Source organism: Halobium salinum (assembly GCF_026586625.1).
GTDB classification, from domain to species: domain Archaea; phylum Halobacteriota; class Halobacteria; order Halobacteriales; family Haloferacaceae; genus Halobium; species Halobium salinum.
Genome location: NZ_JAODIW010000006.1, coordinates 1,090,831 through 1,103,466 on the forward strand (window position 1 = coordinate 1,090,831; position 12,636 = coordinate 1,103,466).

22 protein-coding genes and 1 pseudogene are annotated in these 12,636 nt (G+C 68.2%); 2 read left to right on the top strand and 21 right to left on the bottom strand.

Features of this window, described 5'->3' with window-relative positions; all coding sequences use genetic code 11:
- Positions 1-14 precede the first annotated feature (14 nt).
- Together N5095_RS08805 and N5095_RS08810 are read left to right on the top strand one after the other, a co-directional pair.
- A complete protein-coding gene (locus tag N5095_RS08805; protein WP_267622400.1) occupies positions 15-824 on the top strand; it encodes a YqcI/YcgG family protein in 810 nt (269 codons plus the stop codon).
- A 3-nt stretch (positions 825-827) separates the two neighbouring features.
- The gene (locus N5095_RS08810; protein ID WP_267622401.1) at positions 828-1,439 is read left to right on the top strand and encodes a cysteine hydrolase family protein; all 612 of its coding nucleotides are present in this window, start codon (positions 828-830) and stop codon (positions 1,437-1,439) included.
- A 512-nt stretch (positions 1,440-1,951) separates the two neighbouring features.
- Here the strand turns inward: N5095_RS08810 and N5095_RS08815 are convergent.
- The 21 genes and pseudogenes from N5095_RS08815 to N5095_RS08915 all read right to left on the bottom strand — a co-directional run bounded on the left by N5095_RS08815 (position 1,952) and on the right by N5095_RS08915 (position 12,636).
- Positions 1,952-2,452: an uL15m family ribosomal protein gene (locus N5095_RS08815; protein WP_267622402.1), complete on the bottom strand. Its 501-nt coding sequence runs from the start codon at positions 2,450-2,452 to the stop codon at positions 1,952-1,954.
- Positions 2,449-2,913, bottom strand: a complete 465-nt coding sequence (locus N5095_RS08820) for a 50S ribosomal protein L30 (protein WP_267622403.1) — start codon at positions 2,911-2,913, stop codon at positions 2,449-2,451. Before N5095_RS08820 ends, N5095_RS08815 begins: the two co-directional genes overlap by 4 nt.
- Positions 2,910-3,554: a 30S ribosomal protein S5 gene (locus N5095_RS08825; RefSeq protein ID WP_267622404.1), complete on the bottom strand. Its 645-nt coding sequence runs from the start codon at positions 3,552-3,554 to the stop codon at positions 2,910-2,912. The genes N5095_RS08820 and N5095_RS08825 overlap by 4 nt, the downstream gene beginning before the upstream one ends.
- Positions 3,551-4,108, bottom strand: coding sequence for a 50S ribosomal protein L18 (locus N5095_RS08830; RefSeq protein WP_267622405.1), 558 nt, complete (start codon positions 4,106-4,108; stop codon positions 3,551-3,553). Before N5095_RS08830 ends, N5095_RS08825 begins: the two co-directional genes overlap by 4 nt.
- A 1-nt stretch (position 4,109) precedes the next feature.
- Positions 4,110-4,571 (bottom strand): 50S ribosomal protein L19e, encoded by a 462-nt coding sequence (locus N5095_RS08835; protein WP_267622406.1) that lies wholly within the window; start codon positions 4,569-4,571, stop codon positions 4,110-4,112.
- The gene (locus N5095_RS08840) at positions 4,568-5,329 is read right to left on the bottom strand and encodes a 50S ribosomal protein L32e (protein WP_267623025.1); all 762 of its coding nucleotides are present in this window, start codon (positions 5,327-5,329) and stop codon (positions 4,568-4,570) included. The genes N5095_RS08835 and N5095_RS08840 overlap by 4 nt, the downstream gene beginning before the upstream one ends.
- 57 nt (positions 5,330-5,386) lie before the next feature.
- Positions 5,387-5,503: pseudogene (locus tag N5095_RS08845) on the bottom strand (helix-hairpin-helix domain-containing protein); the annotation flags it as partial.
- Positions 5,503-6,075 carry a 50S ribosomal protein L6 gene (locus tag N5095_RS08850; RefSeq protein WP_267622407.1) on the bottom strand — a complete coding sequence of 191 codons (573 nt, stop codon included), beginning with the start codon at positions 6,073-6,075 and terminating at the stop codon, positions 5,503-5,505. The gene N5095_RS08850 and the pseudogene N5095_RS08845, both read right to left, overlap by 1 nt.
- A gap of 2 nt (positions 6,076-6,077) precedes the next feature.
- Complete coding sequence (locus tag N5095_RS08855) at positions 6,078-6,470, bottom strand: 30S ribosomal protein S8 (RefSeq protein WP_267622408.1); 393 nt, start codon at positions 6,468-6,470, stop codon at positions 6,078-6,080.
- 2 nt (positions 6,471-6,472) lie between these two features.
- Positions 6,473-6,670: a 30S ribosomal protein S14 gene (locus N5095_RS08860; RefSeq protein ID WP_267622409.1), complete on the bottom strand. Its 198-nt coding sequence runs from the start codon at positions 6,668-6,670 to the stop codon at positions 6,473-6,475.
- Positions 6,667-7,191 (bottom strand): 50S ribosomal protein L5, encoded by a 525-nt coding sequence (locus tag N5095_RS08865; protein WP_267622410.1) that lies wholly within the window; start codon positions 7,189-7,191, stop codon positions 6,667-6,669. Before N5095_RS08865 ends, N5095_RS08860 begins: the two co-directional genes overlap by 4 nt.
- Positions 7,188-7,979 (bottom strand): 30S ribosomal protein S4e, encoded by a 792-nt coding sequence (locus N5095_RS08870; protein ID WP_267622411.1) that lies wholly within the window; start codon positions 7,977-7,979, stop codon positions 7,188-7,190. Before N5095_RS08870 ends, N5095_RS08865 begins: the two co-directional genes overlap by 4 nt.
- Entirely contained in the window at positions 7,976-8,347 is a 372-nt protein-coding gene (rplX, locus tag N5095_RS08875) for a 50S ribosomal protein L24 (RefSeq protein WP_267622412.1), read from the bottom strand. The genes N5095_RS08870 and rplX overlap by 4 nt, the downstream gene beginning before the upstream one ends.
- Positions 8,344-8,742: a 50S ribosomal protein L14 gene (locus N5095_RS08880; RefSeq protein WP_267622413.1), complete on the bottom strand. Its 399-nt coding sequence runs from the start codon at positions 8,740-8,742 to the stop codon at positions 8,344-8,346. Before N5095_RS08880 ends, rplX begins: the two co-directional genes overlap by 4 nt.
- Positions 8,742-9,182 carry a 30S ribosomal protein S17 gene (locus N5095_RS08885; RefSeq protein WP_390202869.1) on the bottom strand — a complete coding sequence of 147 codons (441 nt, stop codon included), beginning with the start codon at positions 9,180-9,182 and terminating at the stop codon, positions 8,742-8,744. Before N5095_RS08885 ends, N5095_RS08880 begins: the two co-directional genes overlap by 1 nt.
- The gene (locus tag N5095_RS08890) at positions 9,173-9,715 is read right to left on the bottom strand and encodes a ribonuclease P protein component 1 (RefSeq protein ID WP_267622414.1); all 543 of its coding nucleotides are present in this window, start codon (positions 9,713-9,715) and stop codon (positions 9,173-9,175) included. Before N5095_RS08890 ends, N5095_RS08885 begins: the two co-directional genes overlap by 10 nt.
- 7 nt (positions 9,716-9,722) lie before the next feature.
- Complete coding sequence (gene rpmC, locus N5095_RS08895; RefSeq protein ID WP_267622415.1) at positions 9,723-9,935, bottom strand: 50S ribosomal protein L29; 213 nt, start codon at positions 9,933-9,935, stop codon at positions 9,723-9,725.
- Positions 9,935-11,014 (bottom strand): 30S ribosomal protein S3, encoded by a 1,080-nt coding sequence (locus tag N5095_RS08900; protein ID WP_267622416.1) that lies wholly within the window; start codon positions 11,012-11,014, stop codon positions 9,935-9,937. The genes rpmC and N5095_RS08900 overlap by 1 nt, the downstream gene beginning before the upstream one ends.
- Positions 11,014-11,478, bottom strand: a complete 465-nt coding sequence (locus N5095_RS08905; RefSeq protein ID WP_267622417.1) for a 50S ribosomal protein L22 — start codon at positions 11,476-11,478, stop codon at positions 11,014-11,016. Before N5095_RS08905 ends, N5095_RS08900 begins: the two co-directional genes overlap by 1 nt.
- A gap of 4 nt (positions 11,479-11,482) precedes the next feature.
- Complete coding sequence (locus N5095_RS08910; RefSeq protein WP_267622418.1) at positions 11,483-11,905, bottom strand: 30S ribosomal protein S19; 423 nt, start codon at positions 11,903-11,905, stop codon at positions 11,483-11,485.
- Complete coding sequence (locus N5095_RS08915; protein WP_267622419.1) at positions 11,902-12,636, bottom strand: 50S ribosomal protein L2; 735 nt, start codon at positions 12,634-12,636, stop codon at positions 11,902-11,904. The genes N5095_RS08910 and N5095_RS08915 overlap by 4 nt, the downstream gene beginning before the upstream one ends.

The window sequence follows — 12,636 nt, forward strand, 5'->3', positions numbered from 1 at the left end:
TCCCGCGTACCGGTATGAACGAGGCGGAGACCGGAGCGCTCCTCGACCAGGAGACGCTCCACGACCGACAGACGGCGGGTTACCTCCCCGACTGGGCTGTCGAGCACTACGACTCCTTCCGCGAGGGGATGCTCGGCGAGCGCGACGGCGAGCCGTTCCCCTGTTACTTCGGCGTCGAGTCAGAACGGGCGGGCGACAACTTCTACACCTTCGTCGAGTCGACGACGCACCCCGACGCGCTGTTCACCCTCCGGCGCACCCTGCTCGAGTATCTCGACCGCTTCCCCAAGCGTGACGCCCCGTCGCCCCTCGTCGCCTTCTTCCGGCCCGACCCCGAGGTGACGACCGAGGCGGACTACCACGAGCGCCTCTGGAACGTCCTCGAGTTCCTCCACGTCCACGACCCCGAGCCGTGGCCGGCGGACATCCCGACCGACCCCGACGACTCGCGCTGGGAGTTCTGCTTCGCCGGGACGCCGATGTTCCCGACCTGTCGGGCGCCGTTCTACGACGCTCGGATGAGTCGGTACTGCCCGGTCGGCCTCGAAATCACGTTCCAACCGCGGGCGCTGTTCGACGGCATCACGGCCGACACCGAAGCGGGCCAGCACGCCCGCGAGGTCATCCAGTCCCGCATTGAGGCCTACGACGCGGTCTGTCCCCACGCCGACATCGGTGACTGGGGCGTCGATGGCGACCGCGAGTGGCCGCAGTACCTCCTCTCGGGGGACCCCGACCAGGCGCCCGACGAGTGTCCGCTGCGGGTGACCCGCCAACACCCGAAGGCGACCGTCCCCGAGCAGTGGGCGGTCTTGGGGGACTGAGGCGTGGCGGATTCGAGCGCGGGTTCGGAGGCGACGACGCCGAACGCGGACGACCTCGACCTCCCACCCGACGCCGCGCTCGTCCTCGTCGACTTCCAGGTCGGCTTCGACGACGCCGTCTGGGGCGAGCGCAACAATCCCGACGCAGAGAGCCGCGCCGCCGACCTCCTCGTCGGATGGCGCGAGTCCGGCCGGCCGGTCGTCCACGTTCGCCACGACTCACAGGAGGCCGACTCGCCGCTCCGCGGCGACGGGCCGGGATTCGACTGGAAGCCGGGACTGGAGCCGGAGGAGGACGAACACACCGTCGTCAAGCGGGTGAACGGCGCGTTCGCCGGGACCGGTCTGGAGGAGTGGCTGACCGGGCGCGGCGTGGGGACGCTCGTCGTCTGCGGGCTGACGACCGACCACTGCGTGTCGACGACGACGCGGATGGCCGAGAACCGGGGGTTCGACGTGGTGCTCGTCTCGGACGCGACGGCGACGTTCGCCCGCGAGGGGCCGGGCGACGTGTCGTTGACGGCGGAGGAGAATCACCGCGCCGCGCTGGCGCACCTGTACCGAGAGTTCGCGGATGTTTGGGAGTCTTCCGTGGTGGTGGACGCGCTGGAGTGAGCCGGGAGTAGGGAGCCGTGCGGGACCGAAGGTCCCGCTTGCAGCCGGCGGCACCGTCGTCGGCGACGCCAGTGGCTGAGTCGCGGCGGCGCGCGCCGACGCGACCTCTGTGTCGCGTCGGCTCTCGCGCGAAGGACCGCGGCCGCTCCCGTGGCGGCCGTCCGGAGGCTGGGGAGGTGTGAGGCTGTGCTGTAGGTGGGACTTCGAAAGGGGCCGTCGTCTCGGCGGTAGCTGACGAAGCAAGCACCGGAGGCGAACGAACGGAGTGAGTGAGCCGAGGCGCACAGCGAGTCAGAACCGCCGAGACGGCGGGGGCTTTCGTCAATTCGTCCGGAAACTGTAGCTCGCTCTACTCTCGGTTTGCTAGACACGAACGCACTCGGAGTCGATACTACCAGGGTCGAAGTCACACGACCGACCCGGTCGTGAACGGAGCGGCGACGCTCACGAAGCGTACTTCGCGTGACCAAAATCCGAAAACGGCGAAACGACGGTGAAGGGAAAAGGCCGGCTTACTCGTCCGACTCGTCGTCGTCCTCGTCGGACGCCGCCATCCGCTCCGCGCGCTCCTCGCCGCGCTCGGAGAGCTCCGCGCTGCCGCCCGCGTCCTCGATGAGTTCGCGGGCGCGGTCGGTGAACGCGTCGGCGACGACGTGCAGCTCCTGGCGGACCTGCCCGCCGGCGAGCACCTTCACCACGTCGGCGTCGTAGGCGTCCTCGACGACATCGCGGGCGTCGAGACGGTAGCCGTCACCCTCCTCCTCGGCGAGACCGTCGGCGGCGTACAGCGCCGCGTCCTCGTCGAGCTTCTGCACGCGCACCTCGAGGACGTCCTCCTGGGCGTCCTCGGGGCGCTTGAACCCGTGCTTCTCACGGGAGGGGTAGTTGTGCATCTCGTGCTTGTCGCGGCCCGCCTTCCCGCGACCGCCGCGGTTTCCGGCGCCGCGCCGGTTCTTGTGCGTGCCGCCGCCGTGCGTGCGCGAGCCGCGCTGGCGTCGCTTCTTGTCCGTCATCGCATGTCCTCCAGGAGTTCGTCGATCTGCTCGGTCGTGTGCTTCCCGAGCTGACCGCCCTCCTTGGTCGGGTGCTTGATGCCACGGTGCCCGCCGCGCGGCGGGTGGAGGCGGAGCGCAGGCGAGAGCCCCTGCTCCTTGAGGTGCGTCTCCTCGGCGTGGATGGCCTCGGCGAGCGCCTCGAAGGAGTCGTACTCCGTGTTGTCGGCGAGCCACTGCTCGTCGACGGCCTCCTTCCCCTGGAGGGGTTCGGCGCGCTTCGCGAGCAGGGTGGCGACCGTCTCCACTGAGGGTTCGCCGTAGGCGACGTGGTCGTTGACCTTCGTCACCATCCCGGTGTACGTGTCGCTCTCGGGGATGAACACGCAGTGGTTCACGTTGTGGATGTTGAGCATCTTCAGCGTGTCGCGCTTGTCCTGCGGCAGGTCCTTCTCGCCGCGGAGCTGCACGACCGCTTTCATCGCTCCACCTCGCGGCGCTTCTCGCGGGCCCGTCGGGGCATCCGCGACTGCGAGGCGTTGGTCAGCGCGTTGTAGGTCGCCTTCGCGAGGTTGACCGTTGTACGCGTGTTCCCGTTGGACTGCGTCCAGGCGTCCTGCACGCCGGCGAGTTCGAGGATGTTACGGACGGTCGGCGCCGCCGCGAGCCCCAGTCCCTGCGGGGCGGGGATGATCTCGACGGTGACCGAGCCGGCCTTCCCCTCGGCCTTCCGGGTGAGGGAGTTGACGCCGCCGGGGCGGTCCTCCCACGAACCGGAGCCGCGGTCCACGGAGATGATGTTCAGCTTGGCGACGTTGATGGCCTTCTGGATGGCCGAGCCGACCTGGTCGTCGCGAGCCTCGGCGTAGCCGAGGAACCCGTCCCGGTTGCCCACCGCACAGACACACCGGAACTTCACGCGCCGACCGGAGTCGGTCATGCGCTGGACCATGTTGATGTCCAGCACCTCGTCGTCCAGTCCGGGGAGGAGCTGGTCGACGATCTCGGACTCCTTCAGTGGCAGGCCCGAGTCGAGGGCCTGCTGCATGTCGGTGATGTCGCCGTCCTGTACCTTGCGGCCGAGCCGCGTGCGCGGCTCCCAGCCGTTGTTGTTTCGGCTCATGAGTCGTCCTCCTGCAGTCGACCGAGCACGTCGTCGAAGTGCTCGGGCAGTTCGGTGGCGTCGAACTCCCCGCCGTAGAGCGGCTCGTCGAGCTGCTCTGCGTACTCGGCGATGTGCTCGCCGCGGTTACGCGACCAGTCCGCCAGCACGCTCTCGTTGTGGGGAATCTCGAGCCCCGCGTCGATTGCGCCTTCCTGTACTGCGAACGCTTTGCTTCCCGGCGTCGCCGTGTTGAGACCGATGTCGAGGACCGCCTCCTCGAGGCCGGCCTCGACCGCGCGCGTGCCGGCGAGGTAGCCCGTCAGGTACGCTGCGGGGAGGTTCGCGGTCGGCGCCTCCCAGCCGTACTCCGACAGGTCCTCGCTGGTCGCGGCGGCGTGAATCTCGTCGCCGTTCGGACCGGGTGTCGCCAGCTGCGCCCTGACGTGCTTGTTCGACAGGCGCGCGACGAGGCGCGGCTTGCCGGATTTCAGCAGGCGCAACCTCTGATGGTAGTCGGTCCGAACCTCGCGACGGCGACGCATCGGGACGCGGTATCGTGGTCCTGTTGCCATTTTACTCGTCCTCCAGCGTGATGCCGTAGTTGTTCCGGATGTACGCTTCGAGCCGGTCCACGCTGTCGAACTCCCCGCCGGACGCCTTGTTGTACAGCGTTCTGTACTGGGTCCGGTCGAGGGGTCCGTCGTCGCGGAGCTCCTTGAGGCGAGCCCGCTGGGCGCGGATTCGGCTGATCCATTCGTCCTTCGAGTTCTGGCGGCCGCCGGACTTCCCCTTGCGGGAGCCCGGGCCCTTCCGGTGGCCGTAGGCGCGCTTCTCGTTGCGCTCGCGGGCGCGACCGCGGGAGTTCCCCTTGGCCTCCTCGGCCCGGATGGTCCCCTGGTCGACCAGCTCGCGAACGTCCTCGCGCGTGATGGCCTCGGCGATCTCCGCCTGAGCCTCGGGGTCGAACCAGACGCTGTTCTTCCCGACGTCGAGGATGTCGGCGGCCATTCGCTTCTGTGCCTTCAGGTCAGTCATCCGTCGACCTCCACTTCGACGTAGGTCGGGTTGAGGACGCGAATCTCGCGGTCCTCACACTCGTCCTCGATACGCTCGCGCTTGCGACCGCCGACGCCGCTGGCGATACGGACCGCCTGCGTGTCGGGGTCGACGCCCTCGAGGTCGTTCGTGTTGTGCACACGGACCTCCTCGAAGCCGCTCGGGTGCAGACCACGGGCGGCCGTCGGCGAGCGGAAGCCCGCCTCGACCGTGTCGCCCTTCCCCTTGATGCCGCGGCGCTGCTTCGAGAGCTGACCGCGGGGGCGGCGCCACGAGGTCGGGACGCGCTTTTTCTTGTGGTAGTCCTGCCGGTTGAACTGCGGCGTGGACTCCCGGTGCTTCTGGCCGAGTGCACGAGCCGTCTCGTCGTCGAGTTCGGGCGTCTTGTCGGCGTGTCCGCGGGGACGCAGTTCCGTCTCCACGTCCTCCTCGGGCTCCTCGGGTTCGCCCTCGTCTTCGACTTCGGCCTCGGTCTCGTCCTCCTCGCGGACTTCGAGCCCGCCGACGTCCGCCTTGATACGGGCGGCGAGGGCGTTACCGATGCCCTCGACGTCGGCCAGCTCGGACTGGCTCGCGGCCTTGACGTCCTCGACGGACTCGTAGCCGGCCTCGCGCAGCGCGTCGGCCTTCGACGGGCCGACACCGCTGATGTCCTCGAGGTCCTCGGGACCCTCGTCTTCGTCCTCGTCGACGACGACTTCCTCGTCCTCGTCGAGCTCCGACTCGACGCCCGACAGCTGGGCGACGATGTCGGCGGCGAGGGCCTCGCTGATACCCTCGACCTCGGTCAGCTCCTCGGCCGTGGCCTCGCGCAGGTCGTCGACCGATTCGTAGCCGGCGTCCGCGAGCGCCTCGGCCTTGGAGGGACCGACGCCGTCGATGTCAGTTACGTTCTCGATGTCGTCAGCCATCAGGCCTCACCTGCCTTCGTGGGTTTCTGGGTGATGTACACGCCGTCCTGGAAGACGCGGGTGTCTTTGCCCTTGACGCGCGTGAGCTGTTCGATGTCGGCGGCGGTCTGGCCCACGTCCTCCTTGCTCGGACCGGAGAGCGTGAGCTCCTCGCCGTCGACCTGGACCTGCGTGTCCCCGCGGACGGTCGTCCGGCGGTCGGCCTTCTCGCCGAGGAAGTTCGAGATGACGACTTCGTCGCCCTCGACGTCGACCTGCATCGGGAAGTGGTTGTAGAACACTTCCATCTCGTACTCCCAACCGTCGGTGACGCCGTGGAAGGCGTTCCGGATGTGGGAGGCGAAGGTGCCGAGCGTCGCGTTCGTCTTGGCGTCGGTCTCGGGCGAGGAGACGACGACCGCGTCGACGGTCTCGCCGTCCTCGCTCTCGGTCTCTGCTACGTCCACCGAGACGTTCGGGAACCAGAGCCGTCGCGTGACGGACCCGTTCGGCCCCTCCACCGTCAGGTCGAAGTGGTCGACCTCGGCGGACACGTCCTCGGGGATCTCGATTTCGATTCGGTTCTCTGACATGGTCAGTATACGTATGCGATGACCTGGCCACCGATGCCCTGGTCGCGGGCCTCGTAGTGGCTCATGACGCCGTGGCTGGTCGTGACGACGAGTGCCCCGTAGTCGCGGGCGGGGAGGAACCGCTTCTCCCACTTCTCGAAGTCGTTCGCGCCCGCCGAGTAGCGGGGCTTGACCGCGCCGCATCGATTGATGGCGCCGGTCAGTTCGACCTCGAACTTCCCCGACTTGCCGTCTTCGACGAACTCGAAGCCGTCGATGTACCCGCGGTCGTAGAAGACCTCGAGGACGGAGCCGATGATGTTCGAGGCGGGCTCTACCGTGTGCGTCAGGTGGCCGACGCTCTCGGCGTTGTCGACGCCGGAGAGCGCGCCACTGAGTGGGTCGTTTTCCGCCATGGTTATCGGTACTTCTTGAAGCCCATCGAGCGGGCGACCTCGCGGAAGCACTGCCGGCAGAGGTTGATGTCGTACTTCCCGACGAGCCCCTGCTTGCGGCCACAGCGCCGGCACTCGTTCTGATTGCCGGTGCGTCGGCCCGTGTGCTCCCCCGTCACGTCGCCGTCCGGGGTCTGTTCGTCGTGCTGGCTCTCGCTCATTCGTCTACCTCCACGTCGAAGTTCGCCTCGAGGTAGGCGACCGCGTCGTCCACGGTCAGCTTGTGCCCCGAGGGGATGGAACGGGTCACCTTGTCGCGCTTGGCGACGCGGTAGCCCGGCCGGACCAGGTTCACCGTCACGTCGAGCCCGTAGATGCCGACGTTCGGGTCGTACTCCTGGCTCGGGAACTCGGTGTGCTCCTCGACGCCGAACGAGAAGTTGCCCGCGTCGTCGAACTGCGAGCGCTTCAGGTCCGTCAGCGGGAGCGCCGTCTCGAGGAACTCCTCGGCGGTGTCGCCGCGCAGGGTCACCTTCGCGCCGACGGGAGTCCCCCGCCGGACGCCGAAGTCCTGTCCGGCGCGCCCGGACTGGGTCCGGACGCTCTCCTGACCGGTGACCGCTTCGAGGATGTCCTCGGCCTTGGCGAGCTCGCGCCCACCTTCGCCGACGCCCATGTGGACGACGACCTTCTCGACGGTGGGTTCGCGCATCTCGTTGTCGAACTCGGAGTCGGCGCTCATTCCTCAGTCACCTCGTCCTCGTCCTCGCTTTCGTCCGCCGCCTCGATGCGGGAGTCGTCGTCGGTGTCGGTCGTCGTGACCGCGTCCTCCTCGTCGCCGACGAAGTTCTCGTCGATGACGACGAGGTACTCCTCGACGGTCTCGAAGCCGTCGCCCTCGTCCTGGGAGACGGAGACGGTGTTCGACCCGGAGCCGGGCGTCACCCTGATCTCGTCGAGCGTGCCGACCTTGCCCGCGTGGGCGCCGTCGACGGCCGTGACGAGCGCGCCCTCCTCGTAGACGAAGTGGGCGACGACGTCCTTCGACTCGGAGTCGACGACGAGCGAGTCGCCGCCGGCGTACTCGGCGTCGTCGTCGACGACGAGCGTCGTCCCGTCGTGCAGCGAGAGCTGGACGTCCCCGCCGGGGACGTTGCGCTTGCCGACGACCTTCCCGAGACGGGACTCCGCGTCGCCCTCGTCGATGGGGGTCAGCGCGAGCCGACCGCCCTCGTCGGGGAAGACGCGGTAGTACTCGCCGCGCTCGGTGAACGCGATGATGTCGAACATGCCGATGGGACGGCGGTGGTCCGACACGGCGTCGCCGTTGACGAGCACGGTGCCCTGATTCAGCGCGTAGCGCGCTTCCTTGACGGAGTCGACGTAGCCGAGCACGTCCCGCAGGACGATGACCAGCGGGACGCCGGCCTCACCGTGCGGGCCCGCGCCCGCCTTGACGGTGAACGTCTCCTCCTTCCGTTCGACCGGCCAGGAGTTCGGTACCGAGAGTCGCTTCTGGTGTTTCGTCATTCGTCACCCTCCGTGTCAGAGTCGGATTCGAGACGGGCCTCGCGGCGCTCGTCTTCGAGGTCCAGCTCGACGACGCGGACGTTCGAGGCGTCCAGCGGCCGGAGAACCTCCTCCCCGTCCGCCTTCTCGACGACGACGTCTTCGACTCGGATGACCTCGTCCGTGAGGTCGACCTCGGCCACCTCGGCCTCGGTGCCGGCGAAGTCGCCGCGGAGCACCTCGACGGTGTCGCCCGCGTTGACACGCACGTTCCGGCGCCCGTACTCGTCGCGGAGTTCGGGCGACAGCGGTGCACGGACCTGCTTCTGGCGCTCGTGCAGCGGCGCGTCGCGTCGCTGGTTTCGCTGTTTGCGTGGTTGTCGCGTCATACGATCATCGTGGCGGTGCTTGCGATGCTCCCGAAGCGCTCGGCGACCTCGCGTGCGATGGGGCCCTTGATCTCCGTGCCGCGGGGCTCCTGCATGTCGTCGATGAGGACGGCCGCGTTGTCCTCGAACTTGAGGCGAGTGCCGTCGGGGCGGCGGATGGACTTGCGCTGGCGAACGACGACGGCCTCGAGGACCTGTCGTCGCATCTCCGGCGTGCCCTTGGTGACCGAGACGGTCACCTTGTCGCCGATCCCGGCTTTGGGGTGTCGGTTCTTCGTCCCGGAGTAGCCGGCGACGCTGATAACCTTCAGCTGCCGGGCTCCGGTGTTGTCGGCGCACGTGACGAGCGAGCCCTTCTCGAGGCCCTGGGTGACGTCGGCCTTGAGAGCCTCCATCAGTTACCCTCCGGGCTCCGTTCGTCGGAAGCCCCCTCGGTCACGTTGCCGGTGGTCTCTTCGACCGCCTCGTCGGCGTGCTGGCTCGGGTCGACGGACTCGACCAGGTCGGCCGGGTCCGCGGACTCCAGCTTCTCGACGACGACGTGCGATTTCGTCTTCGAGAGCGGTCGGGTCTCAACTATCTGGACCGTGTCGCCGCGGTTCAGCTCGAGGCACGGCGGTGCGTGAGCTGGGACGCGGGAACGACGTTTCATGTATCGGTCGTACTTCGGCACGAACACGTCGTACTCGCGTTCGACGACCACGGTCTTCTCCATGTCAGTGGAGGCGACGGTGCCCTCGAGCGTCTGCCCTCGCACGGCGAGCGAGCCGTGGAACGGGCAGTCCGCGTCGGAGCAGGTCTCCTCCGGTTCCGGTACGTTCAGTCCTATCGCCATCTGGAATCACCTGTGGTTTCGGTGCGATGAGCGGGTCGTGAGAGCAGTGTTACCCCATCCACCGTAACGTAGACCGTATCCTGGCGGTCACGCGACGCGGAATCGGCGTCGCGCGAGCCCTCGTGGGTCGAGCCAGACTGCCCGGGGCGGACCCCGGGAGTTTCCGACCCCCGTTTGGACACGGACCCGGAGGCCTTGCGGCGCTCCGCGGCTTCATCTGTGGCTGTCGGCGCGTCGACCCGGTCCGCCTCCGTGGCGGCTCCCGGGCCGTCGCCGGCCGTTTCGGACGCCGACCGTGTGTCGGCGCCGTGTTCGAACCCGAGCGCGTCGTCATCGACGAGCTCGAACTCGAACGCCGTCCCCCGCTTGGGGACCTGACGGACCCGAGTCCCGTCGTCGAGATGCAGCGTCTGCTGGGTCTCGACGACGACACGGCCGGCTACCCCGACGAGGTCGGGGTTGTCGGCGTCGACCACCCGCGCGGAGAGGCCGTTGAGTTCGTGTCGCGTGAGGGTCTCGGGTGTCAGGCTCATCGTGGTGTTACTCGTCGTTGAAGTCGCCTTCTTCGCGCTGAATCGTCTTGATTCGGGCGACCGTCCGCTTCAGTTCGCCGATGCGACCCGGGTTCTCCGGGGCGCCACCGGCCGCCTGCACGGCCTTCGCGTTGAGGATTTCCGTCTCCATCTCCTCGAGTTCCGCCTCTCGCTCGGCGGGCGTCATGTCGCGGATCTCCTCGGTGTGGAGGATGGCCATTATTCGTCGTCCTCCGTGTCGGCCGCCGCGGAGCCGTCGGTCGACTCCTCCTCGTCGGCGTCGACGTCGACGTCGGCGTCCTCCTCACCCTCCATCTCGGCGACGAGGTCGGCAGCCTCCTGCTCGACCTCCTCGTCGATGTCGGCCTCGTCGGCCTCGGGCGTGGTCTCTTCGACCTCGGACTCGTCGGCGCCGGCCTCGTCGAGGTCGGGTTCGTCCTCCTCGACGTCGCCGGTTGCCTCCGGAGCCTCCTGCGGTTCCGGCTCGGCGGACTCGCTGCGGGAGGCGACGTCGCCGGTCTCCTCGATGACCTCCTCGACGACGTCCTCGTCGATGACCTCCTCCGCGGACTCCTCGCCCGCGTGCTCGCCGGGCACGTCGTCGGCGTCCTCGCCCTCGTCGGGGAGCTTCTCGTCGTCGGGCTCCTCGAGTAGACCCTCGACACCCTCGCTGGGCTCGACCTGCTCGACGGCCTCGACCTCGGCGTCCTCGGCGACGGCGAAGTCGTCGGGCAGCTGCGCACCCGGCGGGATGATCTTCACCGTGACGCCGATGGTGCCGAGCTTCATCACGGCGACGCCCTGGCCCGTGTCCACGACGGACTCGGCGGGCTCGCCGTTGTGCTTGATGTAGCCGCGGTTGAACTTCTCGTCGCGCGAGCGGGCGCCCGTGACCTTGCCGTTGAGCTTGATCTCGGCGCCGAGCGCGCCGGCGTCCATGATGCGGTCGATGGTCGTGTGACCCGCCTTGCGGAAGTACCAGCCGCGCTCGAGCGCGTTGGCGAGGCGGTCGGCGACGATGCGGGCGTTCAGGTCCGGCTCGTCGACCTCCTGTACGTCGATCTGTGGGTCATCGAGGTCGAATCGCTCCTCGAGCTCGCGGGTGACCTTCCGAATGTTCTTCCCACCTTTCCCGATGACCATCCCGGGTTTCTCGGCCTTGAGCACGATCTGCGTGCCCATCGGCGTCTTGGCGACGTCCATGCCGCCGTAGCCGGCTCGGCCGAGTTCGCTGGCGAAGAACTCGTCGATCTGCGAGCGCTGGAGCCCGTTCTCGATGAACTGGTGTTCGTCTGCCATTATTCGGCGTCCTCCTCTGCGATGATTATCTCGACGTCACAGAGCGTCGTGTTCCACGGGTCGGCGCGACCGAACGCGCGCGGCTGTCGACCCATGCGCTCGCCCACCTTGTGGGGAGCGACGTGTGCGATGACCATGGACTCGCCGTCGAACCCCTGCTCGTCGGCGTTGTTCGAGACGTTCTCGAGCAGTTTGAGGAAGTCCTCGCTGGCCTTCTCGGGGTAGCGTCCGGCGTCCCAGCCGTCGATGTCCGAGCGGTGACCGACCCCGGAGTTGTGCTGCTTGAACGGCACCGACTGCTTCTCGTCGACGACGTCCTGCAGGTACGCCTCGGCCTCGGCGACCGTCTTGCCCTTGATGGCCTTCGCGATGGCCTTGCTGTGCTTCAGGCTGATGGGCCGCTCCCGGAGCATGGCTTTCGCCGTCGTGTCGGGGTCGGCCTCGACGCTGTAGTTGATTCCCATGGTGTTACTTGAGGGGCACGAACTTCGAGGACCGGGTCGCGCCGATGCCGGCCTGGCCGTGCGAGACGGACTTGCGCGTCAACTGGAACTCGCCCAGGTAGTGTCCGATCATCTCGGGCTCGATGCGGACGCGCTCGAACGACTGGCCCGTGTAGATGGCGAACGTCTTGTCGACGAACGCCGGAAGCACCGGCATGTCGCGCAGGTGCGTCCGAATCGGGTTGTTCGCGGACTCCTCCGCGTCGAGTCGCTCGGCCTTCTCGATGAGCTTCTCGTGCTCCTGGGTGAGGCCTCGCTGGATGGTTCGCCGCTGGCGAGCGGGCAGCAGTTCGGCGACCTCGTCGACGTCCATCTCCTGCAGTTCGTCGAGCGTGTGACCGCGGTAGGTGAACTCACCTTCGCGGCCGGTTCGGTACTCCTGACTCATTGTTTGTTACCTCCTTTGCCGCCGCGGCCCGTGCGCCGCGAGGCGATGTCTCCGACCTTGCGTCCCGGCGGGGCGTCCCGCGAGACGGACTTGGGCTTGCCGGGGTGCTGTCGGCCGCCGCCACCGAACGGGTGGTCGACGGCGTTCATGGCGACACCGCGGACGCGCGGGTACTTCGTCCCGCGAGCCTTCATCTTGTGGTACTTGTTGCCGGCCTTGACGAACGGCTTCTCCGTCCGACCGCCGCCGGCGACCACGCCGATGGTGGCGCGACACTGCGGGTTGAGGCGCTTGACCTCGCCGCTGGGCAGCTTCACGACCGCGACGCGGCGGTCGTGAGAGAGCAGCTGCGCCGAGACGCCCGAGGCGCGGGCGAACTTGCCGCCGTCGCCGGGCTGGCGCTCGACGTTACACACCGGAACCCCCTCGGGAATCTCCGCGAGCGGGAGCGTGTTGCCGGGCTTGATTTCGGCGGAGACGCCGACCTGCAGTCGGTCGCCGACGCCGACGCCCTCCGGGGCGAGCACGAGGCGCTGGTCCCCGTCCTCGAACTGGACGGCCGCGAGCGGCGCGCTGCGTGCGGGGTCGTGCTCGATGTCGACGACCTCGCCCGCGACGGTGTCCGACTCCTCGGCCTTCTTGTGCGTGAGCTCTGCTTTGTATCGGTGCGACGGGGCGCGGAAGGTGGAGCCCCCGCGACCACGTCGCTGTCCCTGAATTCGTCGTCCCAT

Excerpts from the sequence above, each read along its gene's own strand:
- N5095_RS08805 (WP_267622400.1), top strand. The coding sequence starts at position 15 with ATGAACGAGGCGGAGACCGGAGCGCTCCTCGACCAGGAGACGCTCCAC.
- N5095_RS08815 (WP_267622402.1), bottom strand. The coding sequence starts at position 2,452 with ATGACGGACAAGAAGCGACGCCAGCGCGGCTCGCGCACGCACGGCGGC.
- N5095_RS08820 (WP_267622403.1), bottom strand. The coding sequence starts at position 2,913 with ATGAAAGCGGTCGTGCAGCTCCGCGGCGAGAAGGACCTGCCGCAGGAC.
- N5095_RS08825 (WP_267622404.1), bottom strand. The coding sequence starts at position 3,554 with ATGAGCCGAAACAACAACGGCTGGGAGCCGCGCACGCGGCTCGGCCGC.
- N5095_RS08830 (WP_267622405.1), bottom strand. The coding sequence starts at position 4,108 with ATGGCAACAGGACCACGATACCGCGTCCCGATGCGTCGCCGTCGCGAG.
- N5095_RS08835 (WP_267622406.1), bottom strand. The coding sequence starts at position 4,571 with ATGACTGACCTGAAGGCACAGAAGCGAATGGCCGCCGACATCCTCGAC.
- N5095_RS08850 (WP_267622407.1), bottom strand. The coding sequence starts at position 6,075 with ATGTCAGAGAACCGAATCGAAATCGAGATCCCCGAGGACGTGTCCGCC.
- N5095_RS08855 (WP_267622408.1), bottom strand. The coding sequence starts at position 6,470 with ATGGCGGAAAACGACCCACTCAGTGGCGCGCTCTCCGGCGTCGACAAC.
- N5095_RS08860 (WP_267622409.1), bottom strand. The coding sequence starts at position 6,670 with ATGAGCGAGAGCCAGCACGACGAACAGACCCCGGACGGCGACGTGACG.
- N5095_RS08865 (WP_267622410.1), bottom strand. The coding sequence starts at position 7,191 with ATGAGCGCCGACTCCGAGTTCGACAACGAGATGCGCGAACCCACCGTC.
- N5095_RS08870 (WP_267622411.1), bottom strand. The coding sequence starts at position 7,979 with ATGACGAAACACCAGAAGCGACTCTCGGTACCGAACTCCTGGCCGGTC.
- rplX (WP_267622412.1), bottom strand. The coding sequence starts at position 8,347 with ATGACGCGACAACCACGCAAACAGCGAAACCAGCGACGCGACGCGCCG.
- N5095_RS08880 (WP_267622413.1), bottom strand. The coding sequence starts at position 8,742 with ATGGAGGCTCTCAAGGCCGACGTCACCCAGGGCCTCGAGAAGGGCTCG.
- N5095_RS08885 (WP_390202869.1), bottom strand. The coding sequence starts at position 9,182 with ATGGCGATAGGACTGAACGTACCGGAACCGGAGGAGACCTGCTCCGAC.
- N5095_RS08890 (WP_267622414.1), bottom strand. The coding sequence starts at position 9,715 with ATGAGCCTGACACCCGAGACCCTCACGCGACACGAACTCAACGGCCTC.
- rpmC (WP_267622415.1), bottom strand. The coding sequence starts at position 9,935 with ATGGCCATCCTCCACACCGAGGAGATCCGCGACATGACGCCCGCCGAG.
- N5095_RS08900 (WP_267622416.1), bottom strand. The coding sequence starts at position 11,014 with ATGGCAGACGAACACCAGTTCATCGAGAACGGGCTCCAGCGCTCGCAG.
- N5095_RS08905 (WP_267622417.1), bottom strand. The coding sequence starts at position 11,478 with ATGGGAATCAACTACAGCGTCGAGGCCGACCCCGACACGACGGCGAAA.
- N5095_RS08910 (WP_267622418.1), bottom strand. The coding sequence starts at position 11,905 with ATGAGTCAGGAGTACCGAACCGGCCGCGAAGGTGAGTTCACCTACCGC.
- N5095_RS08915 (WP_267622419.1), bottom strand. The coding sequence starts at position 12,636 with ATGGGACGACGAATTCAGGGACAGCGACGTGGTCGCGGGGGCTCCACC.